This is a genomic window from Salinivibrio sp. IB868, from assembly GCF_001995655.1.
In the GTDB taxonomy this organism is placed as follows: domain Bacteria; phylum Pseudomonadota; class Gammaproteobacteria; order Enterobacterales; family Vibrionaceae; genus Salinivibrio; species Salinivibrio siamensis.
Map to the genome: position 1 here is coordinate 127691 of NZ_MUEW01000005.1, position 16620 is coordinate 144310.

The window sequence follows — 16620 nt, forward strand, 5'->3', positions numbered from 1 at the left end:
TCTTATTTAATCGCCAATCGCGGCATATTGCCCCGCCGTCAAAGACAGCAGATCGTCCGGTGAGAGTTCGATTTCCAGTCCACGCCGCCCAGCACTGACACAAATAGTCTCAAACTGCTGCGCGGAGCGGTCGACAAGCGTCGGTAGCCGCTTTTTCTGGCCTAGGGGGCTGATCCCTCCGACCAGGTAGCCTGTTGTGCGCTGGGCCACTTGCGGATCGGCCATGGTTGCTTTCTTGCCACCCGCGGCTTTGGCAGCGGCTTTTAGGTTGAGGCTACCTTTGACGGGGACAACCGCCACCGCCAGCTGCTTGCTGTCACCATTAATACAAAACAATAATGTTTTGAATACCCGAGCGGGGTCTTGCCCTAACGCTTGGACAGCTTCTTCACCAAAGTTAAGGTTATTGGGATCGTGCTGGTACTGGTGAACTTCAAACGCAATGCTTTGTTTTTCTGCTAATTTGATTGCAGGCGTCATCGTTTTTGCCACTTATTTGTTAACCCGTCACTAATGATTACATAAAAAAAGCGGCACCGCATCGGTACCGCTTTTTCTTCTGGCAATCTTACATCCATTTATTTGTAAACGATCTCACCTTGTGGCGCATAGTCGTTGACATCGATTGGGCTGTTGTCTTCCAGATAGTCTTTCAATACTTCTGCATCAACAAAGCCAGTATTGACGTTACCAGGGTGGTTAGTCAGTTTTGGATAACCGTCGCCGCCCGCAGCGTTAAAGCTTGGCACGGTGAAGCGATAGGTTTTATCCATATCAATAGGCTCACCGCCAATCTTCACGTCATGGACTTTACCGTCTTCAACGACCATCGACAGACCCGCAAATTGCGCGTAGGCACCCGAATCAACTGGCTTGGTTCCCACCACATTGAGGTAATCCATCACTTCTTTACCGCTCATGTCGGTATAGGTGACCATATTGCCAAACGGCTGCACTTTGAGCACGTCTTTATAGGTGATGTCACCGGCAATGATAGAGTCACGCACACCGCCTGAGTTCATGACCGCAAAGTCTGCTTTGGCGCGCTCCATGTGAGCGGTGGCAATTAGACGGCCTAGGTTGGTCTGCTGGAAGCGCACAATGTTGCGGTCGCCCACAAGCTTACCGTTGCTTTCGGCAATTTTGACGCTCAGCTTCTCTTGGCCTTTGTCCTGGTAAGGCTTCAAGAAATCATACAGCGCTTGGTCTTTTTCAATTTCATCTTGAATAAAGACGCGTTTTTTCTCGCCATCAACCTTAATTTTCTTCTTCAGGTTAACCGGGATCAGGTCATAGCTAACAAGGCTAAGGTCGCCGTTTTGGAATTCAAATTCCGCTTTACCTACGTACTTACCCCATTCGTGGGCTTGCATAATCCACGCGCCATTTTGTTGGTCTGGCGTACATGCATCCCCAGGCTCGAAGCTCTTGTTATACATGTTCGGGCCTTCCATACACACAGGCTCTTGTGAATGGCCGCCGATGATAAGGTCGAGGTCACCGTCATCCATGTAACGTGCTAGCGCCACATCGCCTGGGGCATTCACGCCGCTCTTACCGTCGGCGTAGTGACCCATATGGGTCGCGGCGATGATGATGTCAGGCTTCTCGGTTTCTTTCAGCTTGGCGATCACTTTTTTCGCTTCGGCTTTCGGGTCGCGGAAGTCGAGCGAGCCAATGTATTCTGGGTTACCGATTTTGGCGGTATCTTCGGTAGTCAGACCCACAACCGCAATTTTCAGACCATTGCGCTCAAACATCTCGTAAGCCTGATACTTACGCTCACCGGTTTCTTTATCGTAAATGTTGGCAGAGAGCATCGGGAAGTCAGCCCACTGCATTTGCTGTTCAAGCACGCTAAGCGGGTTATCGAACTCGTGGTTACCAATGGCCATCGCATCGTAACCAATTTGGGTCATCCCTTTAAAATCAGGCTCCGCTTGCAGCAAATCTGACTCTGGTACCCCCGTGTTGATGTCACCGCCCGATAGTAGCAGTACTTCGCTGCCTTCCGCTTTGGCTTCTGCGCGCAGATCATCAATTAGGGTTTTACGTGCTGCCATGCCGTATTCGCCATAGCGGTTGTGCCAGAAACGACCGTGGTGATCGTTGGTATGAAGAATGGTGAGTTTATAAGTGGTATCTGGCGCCCAACCTTGCTCTTGTGTCTCTGAACCAGAGTTGGCACAGCCTGCCAATGATGCAATTAATGCAGCGCTGACCGCTGCCTTTAAACAAAGACGTTCCTTCATGATCATAGACCTTTTTAGCGATGGATAAACCACCATCGACATCATTGTCGGTGGTTATAAAACGCTATCTAGTCTAAAAGAATTGATGCTATGGTGCTGAGTGATTTCATATTTTTGTTGCTACGATCACCTTACAACGCCTAGATAAGGCGACTTTGGTGATCGAGACAAAATTTCTAGAGCCTGCACTCTAGACAGATCAAAAACGGCGCAGCCTTTGCTTACCTATCTAGACAAGAAAAGACAGCGCCGTGATGTGTCAACCGTCGCGATTAAGCGCGACGCGCTTGCCACCATCGGCGGCTAATCACCGCAATCAATGCAGACGCGGCGAGGAAGAAACAATAGTAAGAATGGCTAACAATCACCAAAGGCGACAAGCCAAAGCTCGCGCCAAGGAGCAGGATTTGTGCGCCATAAGGGATCAGGCCTTGTACCACGCAGGAAAAGATATCCAGCAAGCTGGCACTGCGTTTCGCCGGCACCGAGTGCTCGCTGGCAATGTTTTTCGCCACTTGCCCTGAGACCACAATGGCGACCGTGTTGTTAGCGGTGCACAGGTTAGAAAAAGACACCAGCAAGGCAATGCCAAACTCGCTTGCACGGGAGTGATGCGCGCCGCGGTTTTTCTCAAACCGAGCGATCACACGGTTCACGGCCTGGGTTAAAAAGCTCAGCCCACCCTGACAACGCATTAGCTCCGCTATCCCGCCAATCATTAGCGACAGGACAAAGATTTCTTGCATACTGGCAAAGCCCGCTTTGACCTCTTGGCTGAAGGTCATCACGGTGAAATCTGGGGTGCTCATTAAGCCCACACACAACGCCAATGCAATCCCCGCGGTGAGCACCACAAACACGTTTAATCCCGCTAACGCCAACACAATGATCGACAAATAGGGTAATACCGCCAAATAGTTAATACTCTCTGGTGCGTCGACGGGTGCGCTTTGGTTGTTAAACACAAACAGAATAATCGCGGCGATGGCGGCGGGAATGGCTATCCCCACGTTCTCTTTGAACTTGTCACGCATGCTACAGCCTTGTGAGCGCGTCGCAGCGATGGTGGTGTCAGAGATAAAAGAAAGGTTATCACCAAACATGGCGCCACTTAGCAGCACTCCGGCCATCACGGCTGGTGCCTGCCCCGTGGCTGTCGCCATATTCAATGCAAACGGTGCCAACGCGGCAATGGTGCCCATCGAGGTGCCCATTGCCGTTGAGATAAACGCCGCAATCACAAACAACCCAGGCAAGATTAAGCTCTCTGGAATAAGAGCCAATCCTAGGTTTACCGTGGCGTCGACCCCGCCCGTCGCATCGGCCACCGCGGAAAACGCGCCGGCGAGCAAATAAATTAAGCACATGGCGATGATGTCACCGTGTCCCATACCACGAATAAACTGTTCGATGGCGGTGTTCAAACGTTCACGGCTCAAGCCAATGGCAAGCATCACGGCCGGCAGAATCGCCACATGCGCGGGGAGTTGATAAAACGCGTAGTCCGCGCCCTCTAAAGTGAAATAAACGCCCGCCCCAATAAAAAGGGTTAAGAATAATAGTAGGGGGAGGAGTGCAAGCGCAGAGGGCTGCGGTGTGGTGTTTGCTGATGTTGTCATGGCAGTTTTTGTAATACCTCTTTTAAAACTGTGATCAAGGTTACAGACCTCTAGCCGTCCAGTCAACAAATGGACGTCTAAACATCTAAATATCTTGATTGCTTGTCTAGATTGCTGACTCATTACTCCGCAACTGCTGACCTCCCCTTTTATCCTAGGGACCGCGCCCGTCACTGGCTGACCTATTGTGTTCAATACAGACAAAAAAAGCTGCCATTTCGGCAGCTTTCTTATCGGTATCGATCGACCGCTAATTAGCGGATATCAATCTCTGCAAAGTGTTTAATCACATCATCCAGCGCTTTCATTTGTGCCAGGAAAGGCTCAAGCTTGTCCAGTGGTAGCGCTGACGGCCCGTCACAACGGGCATTGTCTGGATCTGGGTGCGCTTCGATAAACAAACCAGCAATTTTGGTCCCTAAACCTGCACGGGCCAAATCAACCGTTTGCTGACGACGTCCACCAGAGGCGGCACCTTGTGGATCACGGCATTGCAACGCGTGGGTAACATCAAAAATAATCGGGCTGCCGTTTGAGGCTTTTTTCATCACGTCAAAGCCGAGCATATCCACCACCAAGTTATCATAGCCATGGCAGCTGCCACGTTCACACAAGATCACTTTCTCGTTGCCACACTCGGCAAATTTGTCGACGATGTTACCCACTTGTCCAGGGCTCATAAACTGAGGTTTTTTAACGTTAATAACCGCATCGGTTTTTGCCATGGCTTCAACCAAATCGGTTTGGCGCGCTAAGAAGGCAGGCAATTGAATCACATCCGCCACTTCCGCCACCGGTGCCGCTTGATATTGCTCGTGGATGTCAGTAATCACTTTTACGCCGAAGGTGCTTTTTAGCTCTTCAAAGATCTTGAGCCCCTCTTCCATGCCCGGGCCACGGTAAGAATGCACTGATGAGCGGTTCGCCTTGTCAAATGAGGCTTTGAAAACATACGGAATGCCAAGCTTGTCGGTCACCTTGACGTAATGCTCACAAATTTGCATGGCCAAATCGCGTGATTCCAGCACGTTCATGCCGGCAAACAAAGTAAACGGGCGATCGTTGGCAACAGGGGTGTCACCAATGTGGACGGTTTTTTGCGTCATACAGGTATCCTTAGTCATGCGTGATCACGCATTAATGTAACGTTGGTTGCTCTTCGTTAAGCGCCTTTACTTGCATTTTTAGCAGTTCTGCCGCCGGATCGTCCGGGCATTGCTCAATAAAATACTCGTAGTCAGTCGCCGCCACACGATCGCAATCCAATTGTTGGAAAATATAGCCACGGTCGCGAATCTCGTAAGGATCATCAGGGCTAAAGGTTAGCGCCAGCTCACTACAACGCAGCGCCATGGCGTATTTTTCTTCCCGTAATAGCGCACTTTTCGCCACGGTGAGCCAACGACCGATAATCGTGGGGTTGTCACTTGGCTGCAAGTGCGACGATTCAAGCTCGGCAAGTGGGCCTTGGCTCCCTTTTAGCCAGCCACGCAAAATACGTTCATTAACCCGTTCACCGTTAAACGGGTTGATGAAAACCGGCGCGTCTTCCAACTCATCAATACGCAGTACCAGCTGGCTAGGAAACGCCATTGGCTTAACCGGCAGCGACAAGCGCTCGCACAGATATAAAAAGACAGCGCCCAATGAGGCTGGGATCCCAGTTTTTCGCTCTAATACCTTATTAATAAAGACGTTATCCGATGAAAAATACTGCTCGATGTCGCCTTTGAATTGCCACTGGTGATAAAACAGACGGCACAGGCCATCCAGACGTAATGCCATATCGGGCTCGGCACCAAGCTGGTGCTCCGCTTCGTCGGCAAGGCGATCCAGTGACGCTTTAACCTGATGCACATCGACTGACGAGTCGATGGCATGGTTCAGGGTCGCCGCCCCTTCTGCCAATGTCAGCGCGTCTAATTGTTGATCGGTTAATGGCATCATGTTTATCCCATTACGTGAGGAACTTTGAGTAGTGCAAGGTTAGCCGCGGCATAGGCCCACCCTAATGCGCCTAAAAAGGCTACCGTTCGGAATAATTTACCTCGGCTGTAGTGCAAGGCCACAAAGCCCAAGGCAATGTAAGCCAAGACACAGGTCAGCTTTTCCGTGAGCCACGCGCCAGATTCGGTGAAGGGAATAAACCCGGTCACAAAAATCAGCGCCACACCGGTGCTCAATAATAGGGTATCGACCACATGCGGCGTGACCTTGACCCATTTTTTATTCATCATCTCACTGTCGCGCATTACCCAGACAAACCGGATCACAAATAATGAGAGACTTAAAACCACGGTCAGTAAGTGGGTGTGCTTCAGGGCCATGTAGATCATAACGATTCCTGCTTCCTATCAGTGTCAGTTAAAGTCGCTGTGCCAAGGTGATTCTATCGAGCCCAGCGTAATCTTGTTGGGTTTTGGCATCAGGCCAGCCCGCTTCTTTCCATGCAGACCGCACCGCTTCGCCTTGGTTGTAGCCATGTTCGACCATCAGCCAGCCCCCATCGACCAAATACGTGGCCGCGGTTTGGCCGATGTGACGAATCGCGGCCAAGCCACTTTCTTCCGCCACCAAGGCGCTGGCCGGCTCAAAGCGGACATCGCCTTGCTGAAGGTGCGGGTCAGCGCTGTCGATATACGGCGGATTACTCACAATCACCTCAAACGGGTTCATATCGCTGAGCGCGTCGAACCAGTCACTTTGAATAAAGTGGGCATTGGGAAGGCGGTTGTCGTGGGCATTACGGCTTGCCAAGGCCACGGCTTCTGGCATCAAATCGACCCCTACGACGGTAACATCAGGCCGCTCGCTGGCAATGGCTAAGGCGACAGCCCCCGTCCCTGTGCCTAAATCCAGCACACGACAAGGCGTGGCAGGCAGCACGGCCAGCGCTTGTTCCACCAGCAGCTCGGTTTCAGGACGCGGGATTAAGGTTGCGGATGAGACACTGAGTCGTAGCGTCCAAAAATCGCGGTAACCCAAAATATACGCCACGGGTTCGCCTTGTAGACGACGGGCAAACAGCTGGCGAAATTGCGCCAATTGTGCCGCGGTGAGTTTGCGCTCAGGCCAGGTGTAGAGGTAACTGCTTGGCTGCCCTAATACGTGACAGAGTAAGGCCCTCACGTCGACAGCCGCAGCGCCGCCCGATAAAGCGGTCAGCTCTGTGGTGCTATCGGCCAGTAGTGCGCTAATCGTTGCTGTCATTACTGCTGCTCAGACAGGGCCGCAAGTTGGTCTGCTTGGTGTTCTTGAATCACCGGGTCGACCAAGCTATTAAGATCGCCTTGCATCACATCATCCAAACGGTACAGCGTCAGATTGATTCGATGGTCTGACACCCGACCTTGTGGGTAGTTATAGGTACGAATCCGGTCTGAGCGGTCGCCCGAACCCAGCAGATTACGACGGGTTGATGCCTCTTCTGCGGCGCGCTTTTCTTCTTCCGCTTTAATCAAGCGTGCTGCCAATACCGACATCGCTTTGGCGCGGTTTTTGTGCTGTGAGCGCTCATCCTGACATTCCACCACAGTGCCAGTCGGCAAGTGAGTAATACGAATCGCAGAGTCTGTGGTGTTGACGTGCTGACCACCGGCACCGGATGCACGGAAGGTGTCCACTTTCAGATCAGCTGGATTAATCTCTGGGGCTTCCGCTTCTGGAATTTCTGGCAAAATCGCCACGGTACACGCCGAGGTATGCACGCGCCCTTGTGACTCTGTTGCGGGCACGCGCTGAACGCGGTGACCACCAGACTCAAACTTAAGCACACCATACGCGCCTTCACCGGCAACGCGGGCAATCACTTCTTTAAAGCCGCCGTGCTCCCCTTCACTGGCACTAATAATTTCCAGTTTCCAGCCACGCTGCTCAGCATAACGGCTATACATGCGGAATAAATCCCCGGCAAAAATCCCGGCTTCATCCCCACCGGCACCGGCGCGAATTTCTAGGAAGCAATTGCGGTCATCGTTCGGGTCTTTCGGCAGCAGCAAAATCTGGAGCTGATCGGTCAGTGATGCAATGGTTTGTTCAGCCTGCGCGACTTCTTCTTGCGCCATTTCACGCATCTCTGCGTCGTCTTCGTTGGCCATCTCTTTTGCGGCAGCTAAGTCTTCTTGCGCTTGCTTGAACTCACTGAAGCACTTGATCACCTCTTCCAGCTGCGAATACTCTTTCGACAACGCGCGGAATTTGTTCTGATCATTAATGATGTCTGGGGTGCCGAGCAGGTGCTGAACTTCTTCGTAACGCTCAGATAGCGACTCTAGCTTGGCTAATATTGATGCTTTCATATGTCTCTTCGTTAGTTGTCACTGTCCAGCCCCAGACAAACGCGCATCACCGCCAGTTTATCCGGCTCACCATTTTGCGCCGCTTGCTGCATCGCCTGCGTGGGGGGATGGATCAGTTTATTGGTCAGACGGTTACTCAGCTGGCGTAATACGCTTTCTGCGTCAGCGCCATTGGCTAGAGCCTGAATACTTTGCTCCAATTCCGCCTGTTTAATGTGTTCAGACTGTGTACGGTACTGCTTGATACTGTCTACCGCTTCGCGTGAGCGTAACCAGCGCATAAAATCAGCACTTTCTTCGGTCACAATCGCTTCGGCTTGAATCGCCGCGAGCTTTCGCTGCTCGCGGTTGTGCTCCACAATCGACTGTAAGTCATCCACGCTGTAGAGATACGCGTCCGCGAGACTGCCCACGTTTTCATCAATGTCACGCGGGACGGCAATATCAATCAGCAACATGGGTTGGTGACGCCGCTGTTTCAAGGCTTTTTCTACCATCGCCTTTTCAATCAATGGCATAGGCGCCGCCGTCGAGCTAATCACAATATCAGCGTGGCAGAGTTGCTCTTCAAGGGCATCGAGCCCCGACACTTTCGCGTCAAATTGCTCGGCAAGTGCCTGCGCGCGTGATTGTGTGCGGTTAGCAAAAATAATCTGACTGCATTGGTGCTCTTTTAAATGCCTGGCCACCAGTTCAATGGTCTCGCCAGCGCCCACGAGCAAGGTGGTTACGTCGGATAACGACTCAAAAATCTGGCGCGCCAATGTGCAAGCAGCAAAGGCCACTGACACCGCATTGCCGCCAATCTCGGTCTCGGTACGGATCCGCTTCGCCACCGCAAAGGCTTTATGAAACAATTTCTCCAATGAGCCAGAAATCATTCCCGCGTCACCGGCACTGGCGTACGCTTGCTTCACTTGCCCCAGTATTTGCGGCTCGCCTAACACCAAGGAGTCTAACCCGCACGCCACCCGCATCAAGTGCTTCACCGCAGATTGCTCTTCATGGTAATAAATGCTGGCCATTAGGCTGTCGCTACTGAGCTGATGAAAGCGCGTTAGCCATTCTACCAATACCCCCACACCCGGCTGGTTGAGCTCAGCATAAATCTCAGTACGGTTGCAGGTTGAAACGATCACGCAACTGCGCACCTGCGGATGCTCGGAAAGCTGCCCTAACGCCTGCTCAAGCTGTTGCGGCGAAAAGGCGACCTTTTCCCGCAGCTCGACGGGGGCCGTTTTGTGATTAATTCCGAGAACTAACAGGCTCATGAAGCGTTGTTACCGACAGCACCAGTAAGGATTGGAGCGGAGGATTTTACTTGATGCCCCCCGCGAATTAAAGCGAACATTGTATCGCAGCATTTTCGTGGCACGGAAATGTGAAGCCTCACGAGATCGATGTAAAGGTGTACAACCACAAACATTCCTTTCTTTCCTCCACACAACCAAGCGCTTGACTGGCTTCTCTCATTCCGGCGCTTGTGGCAAAGTAGCGTTACACAGCGATTGATGTCGTCTGACCCAAACCCATGGTCGGCTGACGAAACCCATGCTCGGTTGACCAAAACAAAAAGGATATTCGGTTTGATGTTCTCCTCTTTACGCGTGAGCGTCTTGGCGTTGTTTTTAGCGCTACTCGCGGGGTGTGCCACTGCCCCAGCCCCCACGACTGAGTGGCAGAGCCATCGCGACGCCTTGGCATCGGTGGATAGCTACACCGCACGGGGTAAGGTCGCGTTTATTGCCCCCAGCACGCGTTTTTCTGCCAATTTGTACTGGCGGCACTCGCCCGCCCAATCTCAACTGCGGCTCACCAATTTTCTCGGCACCACCTTGCTGTCGCTAACCATGAATGCCCAAGGCGCGACCGTGATTGATGACCAAGGTGAGACCTATCAAGACCCTAATCCTGCGCGTCTGATGGCCTACTTAACTGGCGCGCCATTGCCTGTTGATGCCCTTGCCCCTTGGCTCATTGGCCTACCGCGCGCGCAAGACACCTTTTTGCTTGGGCCAGATAACCGTGTCGCGACCCTCAAAGGAGCGCAGGGCTGGGACATTGATTATCAAGACTACAGCGCTGACACGCAGCCTGCGCTACCCACACGTATTACCCTTACCAAAGGCCAGCAAACCATTAAGTTAATGATTTCTGATTGGACGCTCGATAATGACTAAAGCCACCTTTTGGCCCGCGCCTGCCAAGCTTAACTTGTTTCTCTACATCACCGGTCGTCGCGACAATGGCTATCATGAGCTGCAAACCCTGTTTCAGTTTCTCGACCATGGCGACACACTAGCTATTACGCCGAACGCGAGTGGCACGATCAGCCTCAGTCCCGCGATAGAGGGGGTCAGTGAAAACGACAACTTGATTGTCAAAGCCGCGAAAGCGTTGCAGCAATATACGGGATGCCAACAAGGCGCACATATTGACGTGGAAAAACGCCTTCCTATGGGCGGCGGCCTTGGCGGTGGGTCATCCGATGCGGCCACCACGCTGGTCGCACTCAATCATCTGTGGCAAACCCAAGTCAGCCAACAAGCGCTGGCGCAACTTGGCCTGACGCTGGGTGCAGATGTGCCGATTTTCATTTATGGCCAGGCGGCAGTCGCAGAAGGCATTGGAGAGGTGTTTACGCCCGTCGCGCCGCGCGAGAAATACTACTTGGTGGTAAAGCCTGACGTGTCTATCTCAACCGCTGCAATTTTCACTCACCCTCAGTTGCAACGAAACACGCCAAAGCGCACAGTTTCTGCGCTAATGGCACAAAAATACGAAAACGATTGCGAAAAGATAGCCCGTAAACAATTCCCCGAGGTTGATAAGGCTGTTTCGTGGCTGCTAGAATACGCGCCGTCTAGGATGACTGGGACAGGCGCGTGCGTGTTTGCCGAGTTTGACACTGCACAAGATGCCCAGGCCACACTCGACACTATGCCTAACTGGCTGACAGGGTTTGTTGCACGTGGGTTGAATCGTTCACCCCTACTTGATGCGCTGCAGCAACAAACCGTCGGTCAGTGACTACTAAATGGATGCAACCCGAGGTTTCCACCGTGCCTGATATGAAGCTGTTCGCTGGTAACGCGACACCCGTTCTCGCCCAACGTATCGCAAACCGTCTTTACATGTCACTGGGTGACGCCACTGTAGGCCGTTTTTCTGACGGTGAAGTGTGCGTTCAGATTAACGAGAATGTGCGCGGTAGTGACGTGTTCGTCCTCCAGTCCACCTGCGCCCCGACCAATGACAACTTAATGGAACTGGTCGTGATGATAGACGCGTTTCGACGTGCATCGGCTGGCCGCATAACCGCTGTGATCCCTTACTTTGGTTATGCCCGTCAAGACCGCCGCGTCCGCTCCTCTCGTGTTCCTATCACCGCAAAAGTCATTGCAGATTTCCTTTCTAACGTGGGTGTTGACCGCGTCCTTACGGTGGATCTTCACGCTGAACAAATCCAAGGCTTCTTCGACGTACCGGTCGATAACATCTTTGGTACCCCTGTTCTGCTTGAAGACATGCTGGCGAAGAACCTGGAAGACCCTGTGGTTGTGTCTCCTGACATTGGCGGCGTGGTTCGCGCGCGTGCAACCGCGAAGCTGCTGGATGACACTGACATCGCCATTATCGATAAGCGTCGTCCACGTGCCAACGTCTCACAAGTGATGCACTTGATTGGCGACGTCGAAGGGCGTGACTGCATCATCGTTGATGACATGATTGATACCGGTGGCACCCTGTGTAAAGCCGCCGAAGCGTTGAAAAACCGCGGGGCTAAGCGCGTCTTCGCTTACGCCACTCACCCGGTTTTCTCTGGCGATGCCCCGAAAAATATCGCTGAGTCTGTGATTGATGAAATCGTGGTAACAGACTCCACCCCATTGAGCGCTGAGATCCAGGCCACTGGCCGCGTATCGCAATTAACGCTCTCTGGCATGCTCGCTGAGGCGATTCGCCGCATCAGCAACGAAGAGTCTATCTCTGCGATGTTTAACTCGTAAGTTAGCCATCGTCACTGAGTTAACCTCAGCAACAGCCCCTAAGCGCCCTGCCCTTGTGCGGGGTGTTTTTTTATCTGCCATTTGTCGGTGCTGGCTCGACCCTTTAGTCACAACAATGGTAGGATATGTCGCCTTTTTGCGTGGGCGCGATGCTCACCGGCTACGATAAGTAGACAAATAGCGAGAAACGTTGTGAGTAATCAGATCCGCTTACTAGTTGGATTGGCCAATCCAGGGCCAGAATATGCCCAAACACGCCACAACGCGGGCGCTTGGGTCGTGCAAGAGCTTGCGCGGATCCACAATGCACCGTTAAAAGAAGAAAAAAAATTCTTTGGTATGACGGGCCGTATCAATGTCCACGGGCAAGATCTGCGTTTGTTGATCCCAACCACGTACATGAATTTGTCCGGGAAGGCCGTGCAAGCACTCGCCAACTTTTACAATATTCCCGTCGACGCCATCATGGTGGCGCATGACGAACTAGACTTACCACCCGGTGTGGCCAAGTTTAAACAAGGTGGTGGGCACGGTGGCCATAATGGGCTACGTGACATCATCAGCAAACTGGCAAATGATAAATCATTTTATCGACTCCGGATTGGTGTTGGCCATCCGGGTCACAAGGATAAGGTGGCGGGATATGTGCTTACCAAAGCCCCCGCCAATGAGCAGAGTCTGTTAGAACAGGCCACTGATGAGGCGGTTCGCAGCCTTGAAATACTGCTCAAAGACGATCTTGCTAAAGCGCAAAATCGTTTACATACCTTCAAAGCACAGTAATTTTGATTAAAGGGTTACCATCTCATGGGTTTTAAATGTGGCATCGTGGGCCTACCAAACGTAGGTAAATCCACACTATTTAACGCACTGACCAAAGCGGGCATTGACGCCGCTAACTTTCCATTTTGTACCATCGAGCCAAACACGGGCGTGGTGCCTGTGCCTGACTTGCGCTTGGATGCGTTAGCCAAAATTGTGAACCCACAAAAAGTGCTACCGACCACCATGGAGTTTGTCGATATCGCCGGCTTGGTCGCGGGTGCATCACGCGGTGAAGGCCTGGGTAACAAATTCCTGGCCAACATCCGTGAAACCGACGCCATTGGCCATGTGGTGCGCTGTTTTGAAAATGACAATATTGTCCATGTGTCGGGCAAAGTCGACCCTGCTGATGACATTGCCGTGATTAACACCGAATTGGCGCTCGCCGACCTAGAAAGCTGTGAGCGCGCGATGCAACGCAACGCTAAAAAAGCCAAAGGTGGCGATAAAGACGCCAAGTTTGAGCTGACGGTATTGGAAAAACTGCTGCCTGTGCTAGAAGAAGGCAACATGTTGCGCTCAGTCGAACTGAGCAAAGAAGAAGCCGCTGCGGTGCAGTATCTTAACTTCTTGACGCTCAAGCCCACCATGTACATTGCCAACGTTAACGACGATGGCTTTGAAAATAACCCATATTTGGAGCAAGTGCGCGACATCGCCGCCCAAGAAGGCGCGACCGTGGTGGCTGTGTGCGCCGAAATTGAAGGCGAAATTGCCGAGCTGGACGCCGAAGAAGCGGCCGCGTTCTTAGATGAAATGGGCCTTGAAGAGCCGGGCCTTAATCGCGTTATTCGCGCCGGTTACGAGCTGCTTACCTTGCATACCTATTTCACCGCAGGGGTGAAAGAAGTGCGCGCCTGGACAGTGCCGATTGGCTCTACCGCGCCACAAGCGGCAGGTAAAATCCACACCGACTTTGAAAAAGGCTTTATCCGCGCCGAAGTCGTTGGCTATGATGATTACATTGCTAACAATGGCGAAAGCGGTGCCAAAGATGCGGGTAAGTGGCGTCTTGAAGGCAAAGAGTACATTGTTAAAGACGGCGATGTCATTCACTTCCGTTTCAACGTTTAACGCGCAAGCGTTAAGCGCCATGGGTGTGTTGTCGAGACCCCACCCTGATGATCTTGAGCCAGCCTACGGGCTGGCTTTTTTTGTCTTACAGCTGACCTCACCACTGTCCAGAGCAAGCCTTGTACGCATACTGTTGGCAAAATCAGCACAAACTGGTGAATATTGCAGCCAACGAGATGAAAATCATAAAAAAATGGGTAGCCATACTTGACGCTCAGGCTCTCGATCCGCATAATCCGTTCCGTCTTAAGGCTTTTGCCTTATAGCGTGGCTACGTAGCTCAGTTGGTTAGAGCACATCACTCATAATGATGGGGTCACAGGTTCGAATCCCGTCGTAGCCACCATGTATTTTTGTAATTTGGCAGCGTTTTTTATTGCCGAGTTACCCACCTTTTGCGGAGGTGGCGGAATTGGTAGACGCGCTAGCTTCAGGTGCTAGTGTCCGAAAGGACGTGAGGGTTCAAGTCCCTCTCTCCGCACCAAGTTAGGCAAAGCCTACTGGGGTATCGCCAAGCGGTAAGGCAACGGGTTTTGATCTCGTCATTCCCAGGTTCGAATCCTGGTACCCCAGCCATATTAAAAAGCCCACATCATGTGGGCTTTTTTGCGTTTAAAGGCTCATGTTGACCGCATCCACTACACCACGATCCCCATCTTGGCCAGTTCTGCGCGACCTTGCTGTGCATCGGTAAAGGGGATGCCCGCCATGCCGAATGCTTTCGCGCCCTCGACGTTCGCCGCCCTGTCATCCAAAAACACACATGAAACTGGGTCAAGGTGATAATCATCCAACAAGCGTTGATAAATAGCAGGTTCGGGTTTTAAGTACCCTACTTCGGCTGACACAATCGCACCATCAAACAGTGACCAAAACGCGTAGCGCTGTTTTAAGAACGCCACGATTTCGCGCACATTATCGGTTAACGCATAAACCCCGTATCCGGCCTCTTTGGCCGAGCGAAGCAAATCAACACTGCCGTAAAGACAAATTTGAGTCTGTTTAATGTAATAAAACAATGCCTCAAGTTGCGCGGGGCTAAGCGCCGTGTCATCGGCAAAACGTTGCTTGGCTTGCGCCTCGGTGAGCGTGCCACGATTCAGCGCTTGCCAGATATCACTTTGGAAGATTTGATTGGCATGCGCGTGGGCATCCGCCGCGTCCCCCAAAGTTAAGCGGATAATTTCTTCTGGTGACCAACGCACGATCACATTGCCAATATCAAAAATAATATTCTGGTAGCCAGTCATTTCACCTCCTTGTCGCGAAGACTAGAGCCCAAGTGCATATTTCAACACCTGCGTTTTCACTGGGCCACTGTGTTCAGCCAGTTTAAACACCGCATTACGGGCTAATTTTAGCGGCGTAAACTGATTGCTGAACGCGGTATAAAACACATCCATTCCGGTTTGCATCATCATGTTATCCGTACGGCGTGCTTTTTCGTATGCCTTTAACGTTGACGCCGCTTGCCATTGTGCGCCCGCATCGGCACACGCATCCAGCAGTGCAGCGACGTCTTTAAAGCCTAAGTTCACCCCTTGCCCTGCCAGCGGGTTAATGGTGTGGGCGGCATCACCAATCACTACGACCCCATTACGATGGTACTGCTGAGCATGACGGCGTGTCAGCGGGAATGCCCCCCAATTGATGGGAGTGACGTCGCCCACTTCCGGTGGGAAATGGCTCACGATCTCGGCTTTGAGCTGTTCGGCATTGAGCTGGCACAACTGTTGAATACGCGCTGGGCTGTCGTACCATACTAGCGAGGCATTGTGGCCACAAAGCGGCAACAGCGAGCGCGGCCCGGTGGGGAAAAACTGCTGCCAGGTAATGTCTTGTTGGGGGGCGGCCGTTTCGACATGGATGAGCATGCAGTGCTGGCGATAATCCCAGCTGGTAAGGCCGATTTGCGCGTAATCTCTCACTTTGGAGTGGGCACCGTCTGCGCCGATAAGCCAAGGAGCACTCAAGGTGTCACCACTCTCTAATTGGACTTGATGCAGATCGCCCGCCTGCGTCATACGCGTGATCGAGGCCGGTGAGACGAGGTGCAAATTGTCAAAACGAGCAAACTGCTGCCACAAGCCGAGTTGAATCAAGCGGTTCTCGACCATATATCCTAATTGTGGCAAGTCGAGTTGGTCGGCACTGAAACATACTCGGCTGTCTTCCGCTTCCCAGGTTTCTAGGCGGCGGTAGGGGCAAACACGCATGGCTTCAACACTCGCCCACGCACCGAGATCCTTGAGCAGGCTCACCGATGCCTGAGAAATCGCGGACACTCGCAGGTCCATCGGTTGTGAAGGTTCAAAAGGCTCAGGGGGCTGGCGCTCGATTAACGCCACCTGGCGGCCTTGGCGAGCAAGCCCGAGTGCGGCCGCGGCGCCAACCATGCCACCACCGACTATAATAACTTCAAATTGATTCATGACCGTCTCTTTGTGCCGTTGATGCAAGCATTCTACTGAAGGTAAACGAGAATTCGATATCAATCCGATCAAAGTGAGGGCAAATTCGCTTTTCCGAGTTGGCCTTTGTC

Annotated in this window: 16 protein-coding genes and 3 tRNA genes; 8 read left to right on the plus strand and 11 right to left on the minus strand. The window is 52.3% G+C overall.

Going from position 1 to position 16620, the window contains the following annotated elements; translation table 11 throughout:
• Positions 1-6: 6 nt before the first annotated feature.
• From ybaK to hemA, 9 genes are all read right to left on the minus strand, one after another.
• Complete coding sequence (gene ybaK, locus BZG20_RS07285; RefSeq protein ID WP_077578582.1) at positions 7-480, minus strand: Cys-tRNA(Pro) deacylase; 474 nt, start codon at positions 478-480, stop codon at positions 7-9.
• A 98-nt stretch (positions 481-578) separates the two neighbouring features.
• Positions 579-2252 carry a bifunctional UDP-sugar hydrolase/5'-nucleotidase UshA gene (gene ushA, locus BZG20_RS07290; RefSeq protein ID WP_046073860.1) on the minus strand — a complete coding sequence of 558 codons (1674 nt, stop codon included), beginning with the start codon at positions 2250-2252 and terminating at the stop codon, positions 579-581.
• A 272-nt stretch (positions 2253-2524) separates the two neighbouring features.
• Entirely contained in the window at positions 2525-3871 is a 1347-nt protein-coding gene (locus tag BZG20_RS07295; protein ID WP_077578583.1) for a Na+/H+ antiporter NhaC family protein, read from the minus strand.
• Between the two features lie 254 nt (positions 3872-4125).
• Entirely contained in the window at positions 4126-4977 is an 852-nt protein-coding gene (gene kdsA / locus BZG20_RS07300) for a 3-deoxy-8-phosphooctulonate synthase (RefSeq protein ID WP_046073689.1), read from the minus strand.
• A 31-nt stretch (positions 4978-5008) separates the two neighbouring features.
• Positions 5009-5818 (minus strand): tetratricopeptide repeat protein, encoded by an 810-nt coding sequence (locus BZG20_RS07305; RefSeq protein WP_046073690.1) that lies wholly within the window; start codon positions 5816-5818, stop codon positions 5009-5011.
• Between the two features lie 2 nt (positions 5819-5820).
• Positions 5821-6204 carry a SirB2 family protein gene (locus BZG20_RS07310; RefSeq protein WP_046073861.1) on the minus strand — a complete coding sequence of 128 codons (384 nt, stop codon included), beginning with the start codon at positions 6202-6204 and terminating at the stop codon, positions 5821-5823.
• 31 nt (positions 6205-6235) lie between these two features.
• Entirely contained in the window at positions 6236-7081 is an 846-nt protein-coding gene (gene prmC, locus BZG20_RS07315) for a peptide chain release factor N(5)-glutamine methyltransferase (protein WP_077578584.1), read from the minus strand.
• Positions 7081-8169 (minus strand): peptide chain release factor 1, encoded by a 1089-nt coding sequence (gene prfA / locus BZG20_RS07320; RefSeq protein WP_046073692.1) that lies wholly within the window; start codon positions 8167-8169, stop codon positions 7081-7083. The genes prmC and prfA overlap by 1 nt, the downstream gene beginning before the upstream one ends.
• Before the next feature lie 11 nt (positions 8170-8180).
• Positions 8181-9440, minus strand: a complete 1260-nt coding sequence (gene hemA, locus BZG20_RS07325; protein ID WP_046073693.1) for a glutamyl-tRNA reductase — start codon at positions 9438-9440, stop codon at positions 8181-8183.
• 318 nt (positions 9441-9758) lie between these two features.
• Between hemA and lolB the strand changes: the two genes are divergently transcribed.
• The 8 genes from lolB (at position 9759) to BZG20_RS07370 (ending at position 14654) form a co-directional block, all read left to right on the plus strand.
• Positions 9759-10349: a lipoprotein insertase outer membrane protein LolB gene (lolB, locus tag BZG20_RS07330; RefSeq protein ID WP_241829524.1), complete on the plus strand. Its 591-nt coding sequence runs from the start codon at positions 9759-9761 to the stop codon at positions 10347-10349.
• On the plus strand, positions 10342-11199 hold the full coding sequence (ispE, locus tag BZG20_RS07335; protein WP_077578586.1) for a 4-(cytidine 5'-diphospho)-2-C-methyl-D-erythritol kinase: 858 nt from the start codon (positions 10342-10344) through the stop codon (positions 11197-11199). Before lolB ends, ispE begins: the two co-directional genes overlap by 8 nt.
• Positions 11200-11231: 32 nt before the next feature.
• A complete protein-coding gene (locus BZG20_RS07340; RefSeq protein WP_046073862.1) occupies positions 11232-12179 on the plus strand; it encodes a ribose-phosphate pyrophosphokinase in 948 nt (315 codons plus the stop codon).
• Between the two features lie 192 nt (positions 12180-12371).
• On the plus strand, positions 12372-12962 hold the full coding sequence (pth, locus tag BZG20_RS07345; RefSeq protein ID WP_077578587.1) for an aminoacyl-tRNA hydrolase: 591 nt from the start codon (positions 12372-12374) through the stop codon (positions 12960-12962).
• A 24-nt stretch (positions 12963-12986) separates the two neighbouring features.
• On the plus strand, positions 12987-14078 hold the full coding sequence (gene ychF, locus BZG20_RS07350) for a redox-regulated ATPase YchF (RefSeq protein WP_077578588.1): 1092 nt from the start codon (positions 12987-12989) through the stop codon (positions 14076-14078).
• Between the two features lie 269 nt (positions 14079-14347).
• Positions 14348-14424: transfer RNA gene (locus tag BZG20_RS07360), tRNA-Met, on the plus strand.
• Positions 14425-14475: 51 nt separating this feature from the next.
• Positions 14476-14562 (plus strand) — tRNA-Leu (locus BZG20_RS07365).
• Between the two features lie 17 nt (positions 14563-14579).
• Positions 14580-14654 (plus strand) — tRNA-Gln (locus tag BZG20_RS07370).
• Positions 14655-14716: 62 nt separating this feature from the next.
• Here BZG20_RS07370 and BZG20_RS07375 read toward each other — a convergent pair.
• A complete protein-coding gene (locus BZG20_RS07375; RefSeq protein WP_077578590.1) occupies positions 14717-15328 on the minus strand; it encodes an HAD family phosphatase in 612 nt (203 codons plus the stop codon).
• A gap of 21 nt (positions 15329-15349) precedes the next feature.
• Positions 15350-16510 (minus strand): 2-octaprenyl-3-methyl-6-methoxy-1,4-benzoquinol hydroxylase, encoded by a 1161-nt coding sequence (locus BZG20_RS07380; protein ID WP_077578591.1) that lies wholly within the window; start codon positions 16508-16510, stop codon positions 15350-15352.
• Positions 16511-16620 lie beyond the last annotated feature (110 nt).

Excerpts from the sequence above, each read along its gene's own strand:
- BZG20_RS07375 (WP_077578590.1), bottom strand. The coding sequence starts at position 15,328 with ATGACTGGCTACCAGAATATTATTTTTGATATTGGCAATGTGATCGTG.
- BZG20_RS07305 (WP_046073690.1), bottom strand. The coding sequence starts at position 5,818 with ATGATGCCATTAACCGATCAACAATTAGACGCGCTGACATTGGCAGAA.
- hemA (WP_046073693.1), bottom strand. The coding sequence starts at position 9,440 with ATGAGCCTGTTAGTTCTCGGAATTAATCACAAAACGGCCCCCGTCGAG.
- BZG20_RS07380 (WP_077578591.1), bottom strand. The coding sequence starts at position 16,510 with ATGAATCAATTTGAAGTTATTATAGTCGGTGGTGGCATGGTTGGCGCC.
- kdsA (WP_046073689.1), bottom strand. The coding sequence starts at position 4,977 with ATGACGCAAAAAACCGTCCACATTGGTGACACCCCTGTTGCCAACGAT.
- BZG20_RS07295 (WP_077578583.1), bottom strand. The coding sequence starts at position 3,871 with ATGACAACATCAGCAAACACCACACCGCAGCCCTCTGCGCTTGCACTC.
- prfA (WP_046073692.1), bottom strand. The coding sequence starts at position 8,169 with ATGAAAGCATCAATATTAGCCAAGCTAGAGTCGCTATCTGAGCGTTAC.
- lolB (WP_241829524.1), top strand. The coding sequence starts at position 9,759 with ATGTTCTCCTCTTTACGCGTGAGCGTCTTGGCGTTGTTTTTAGCGCTA.
- prmC (WP_077578584.1), bottom strand. The coding sequence starts at position 7,081 with ATGACAGCAACGATTAGCGCACTACTGGCCGATAGCACCACAGAGCTG.
- ispE (WP_077578586.1), top strand. The coding sequence starts at position 10,342 with ATGACTAAAGCCACCTTTTGGCCCGCGCCTGCCAAGCTTAACTTGTTT.
- ushA (WP_046073860.1), bottom strand. The coding sequence starts at position 2,252 with ATGAAGGAACGTCTTTGTTTAAAGGCAGCGGTCAGCGCTGCATTAATT.
- ychF (WP_077578588.1), top strand. The coding sequence starts at position 12,987 with ATGGGTTTTAAATGTGGCATCGTGGGCCTACCAAACGTAGGTAAATCC.
- ybaK (WP_077578582.1), bottom strand. The coding sequence starts at position 480 with ATGACGCCTGCAATCAAATTAGCAGAAAAACAAAGCATTGCGTTTGAA.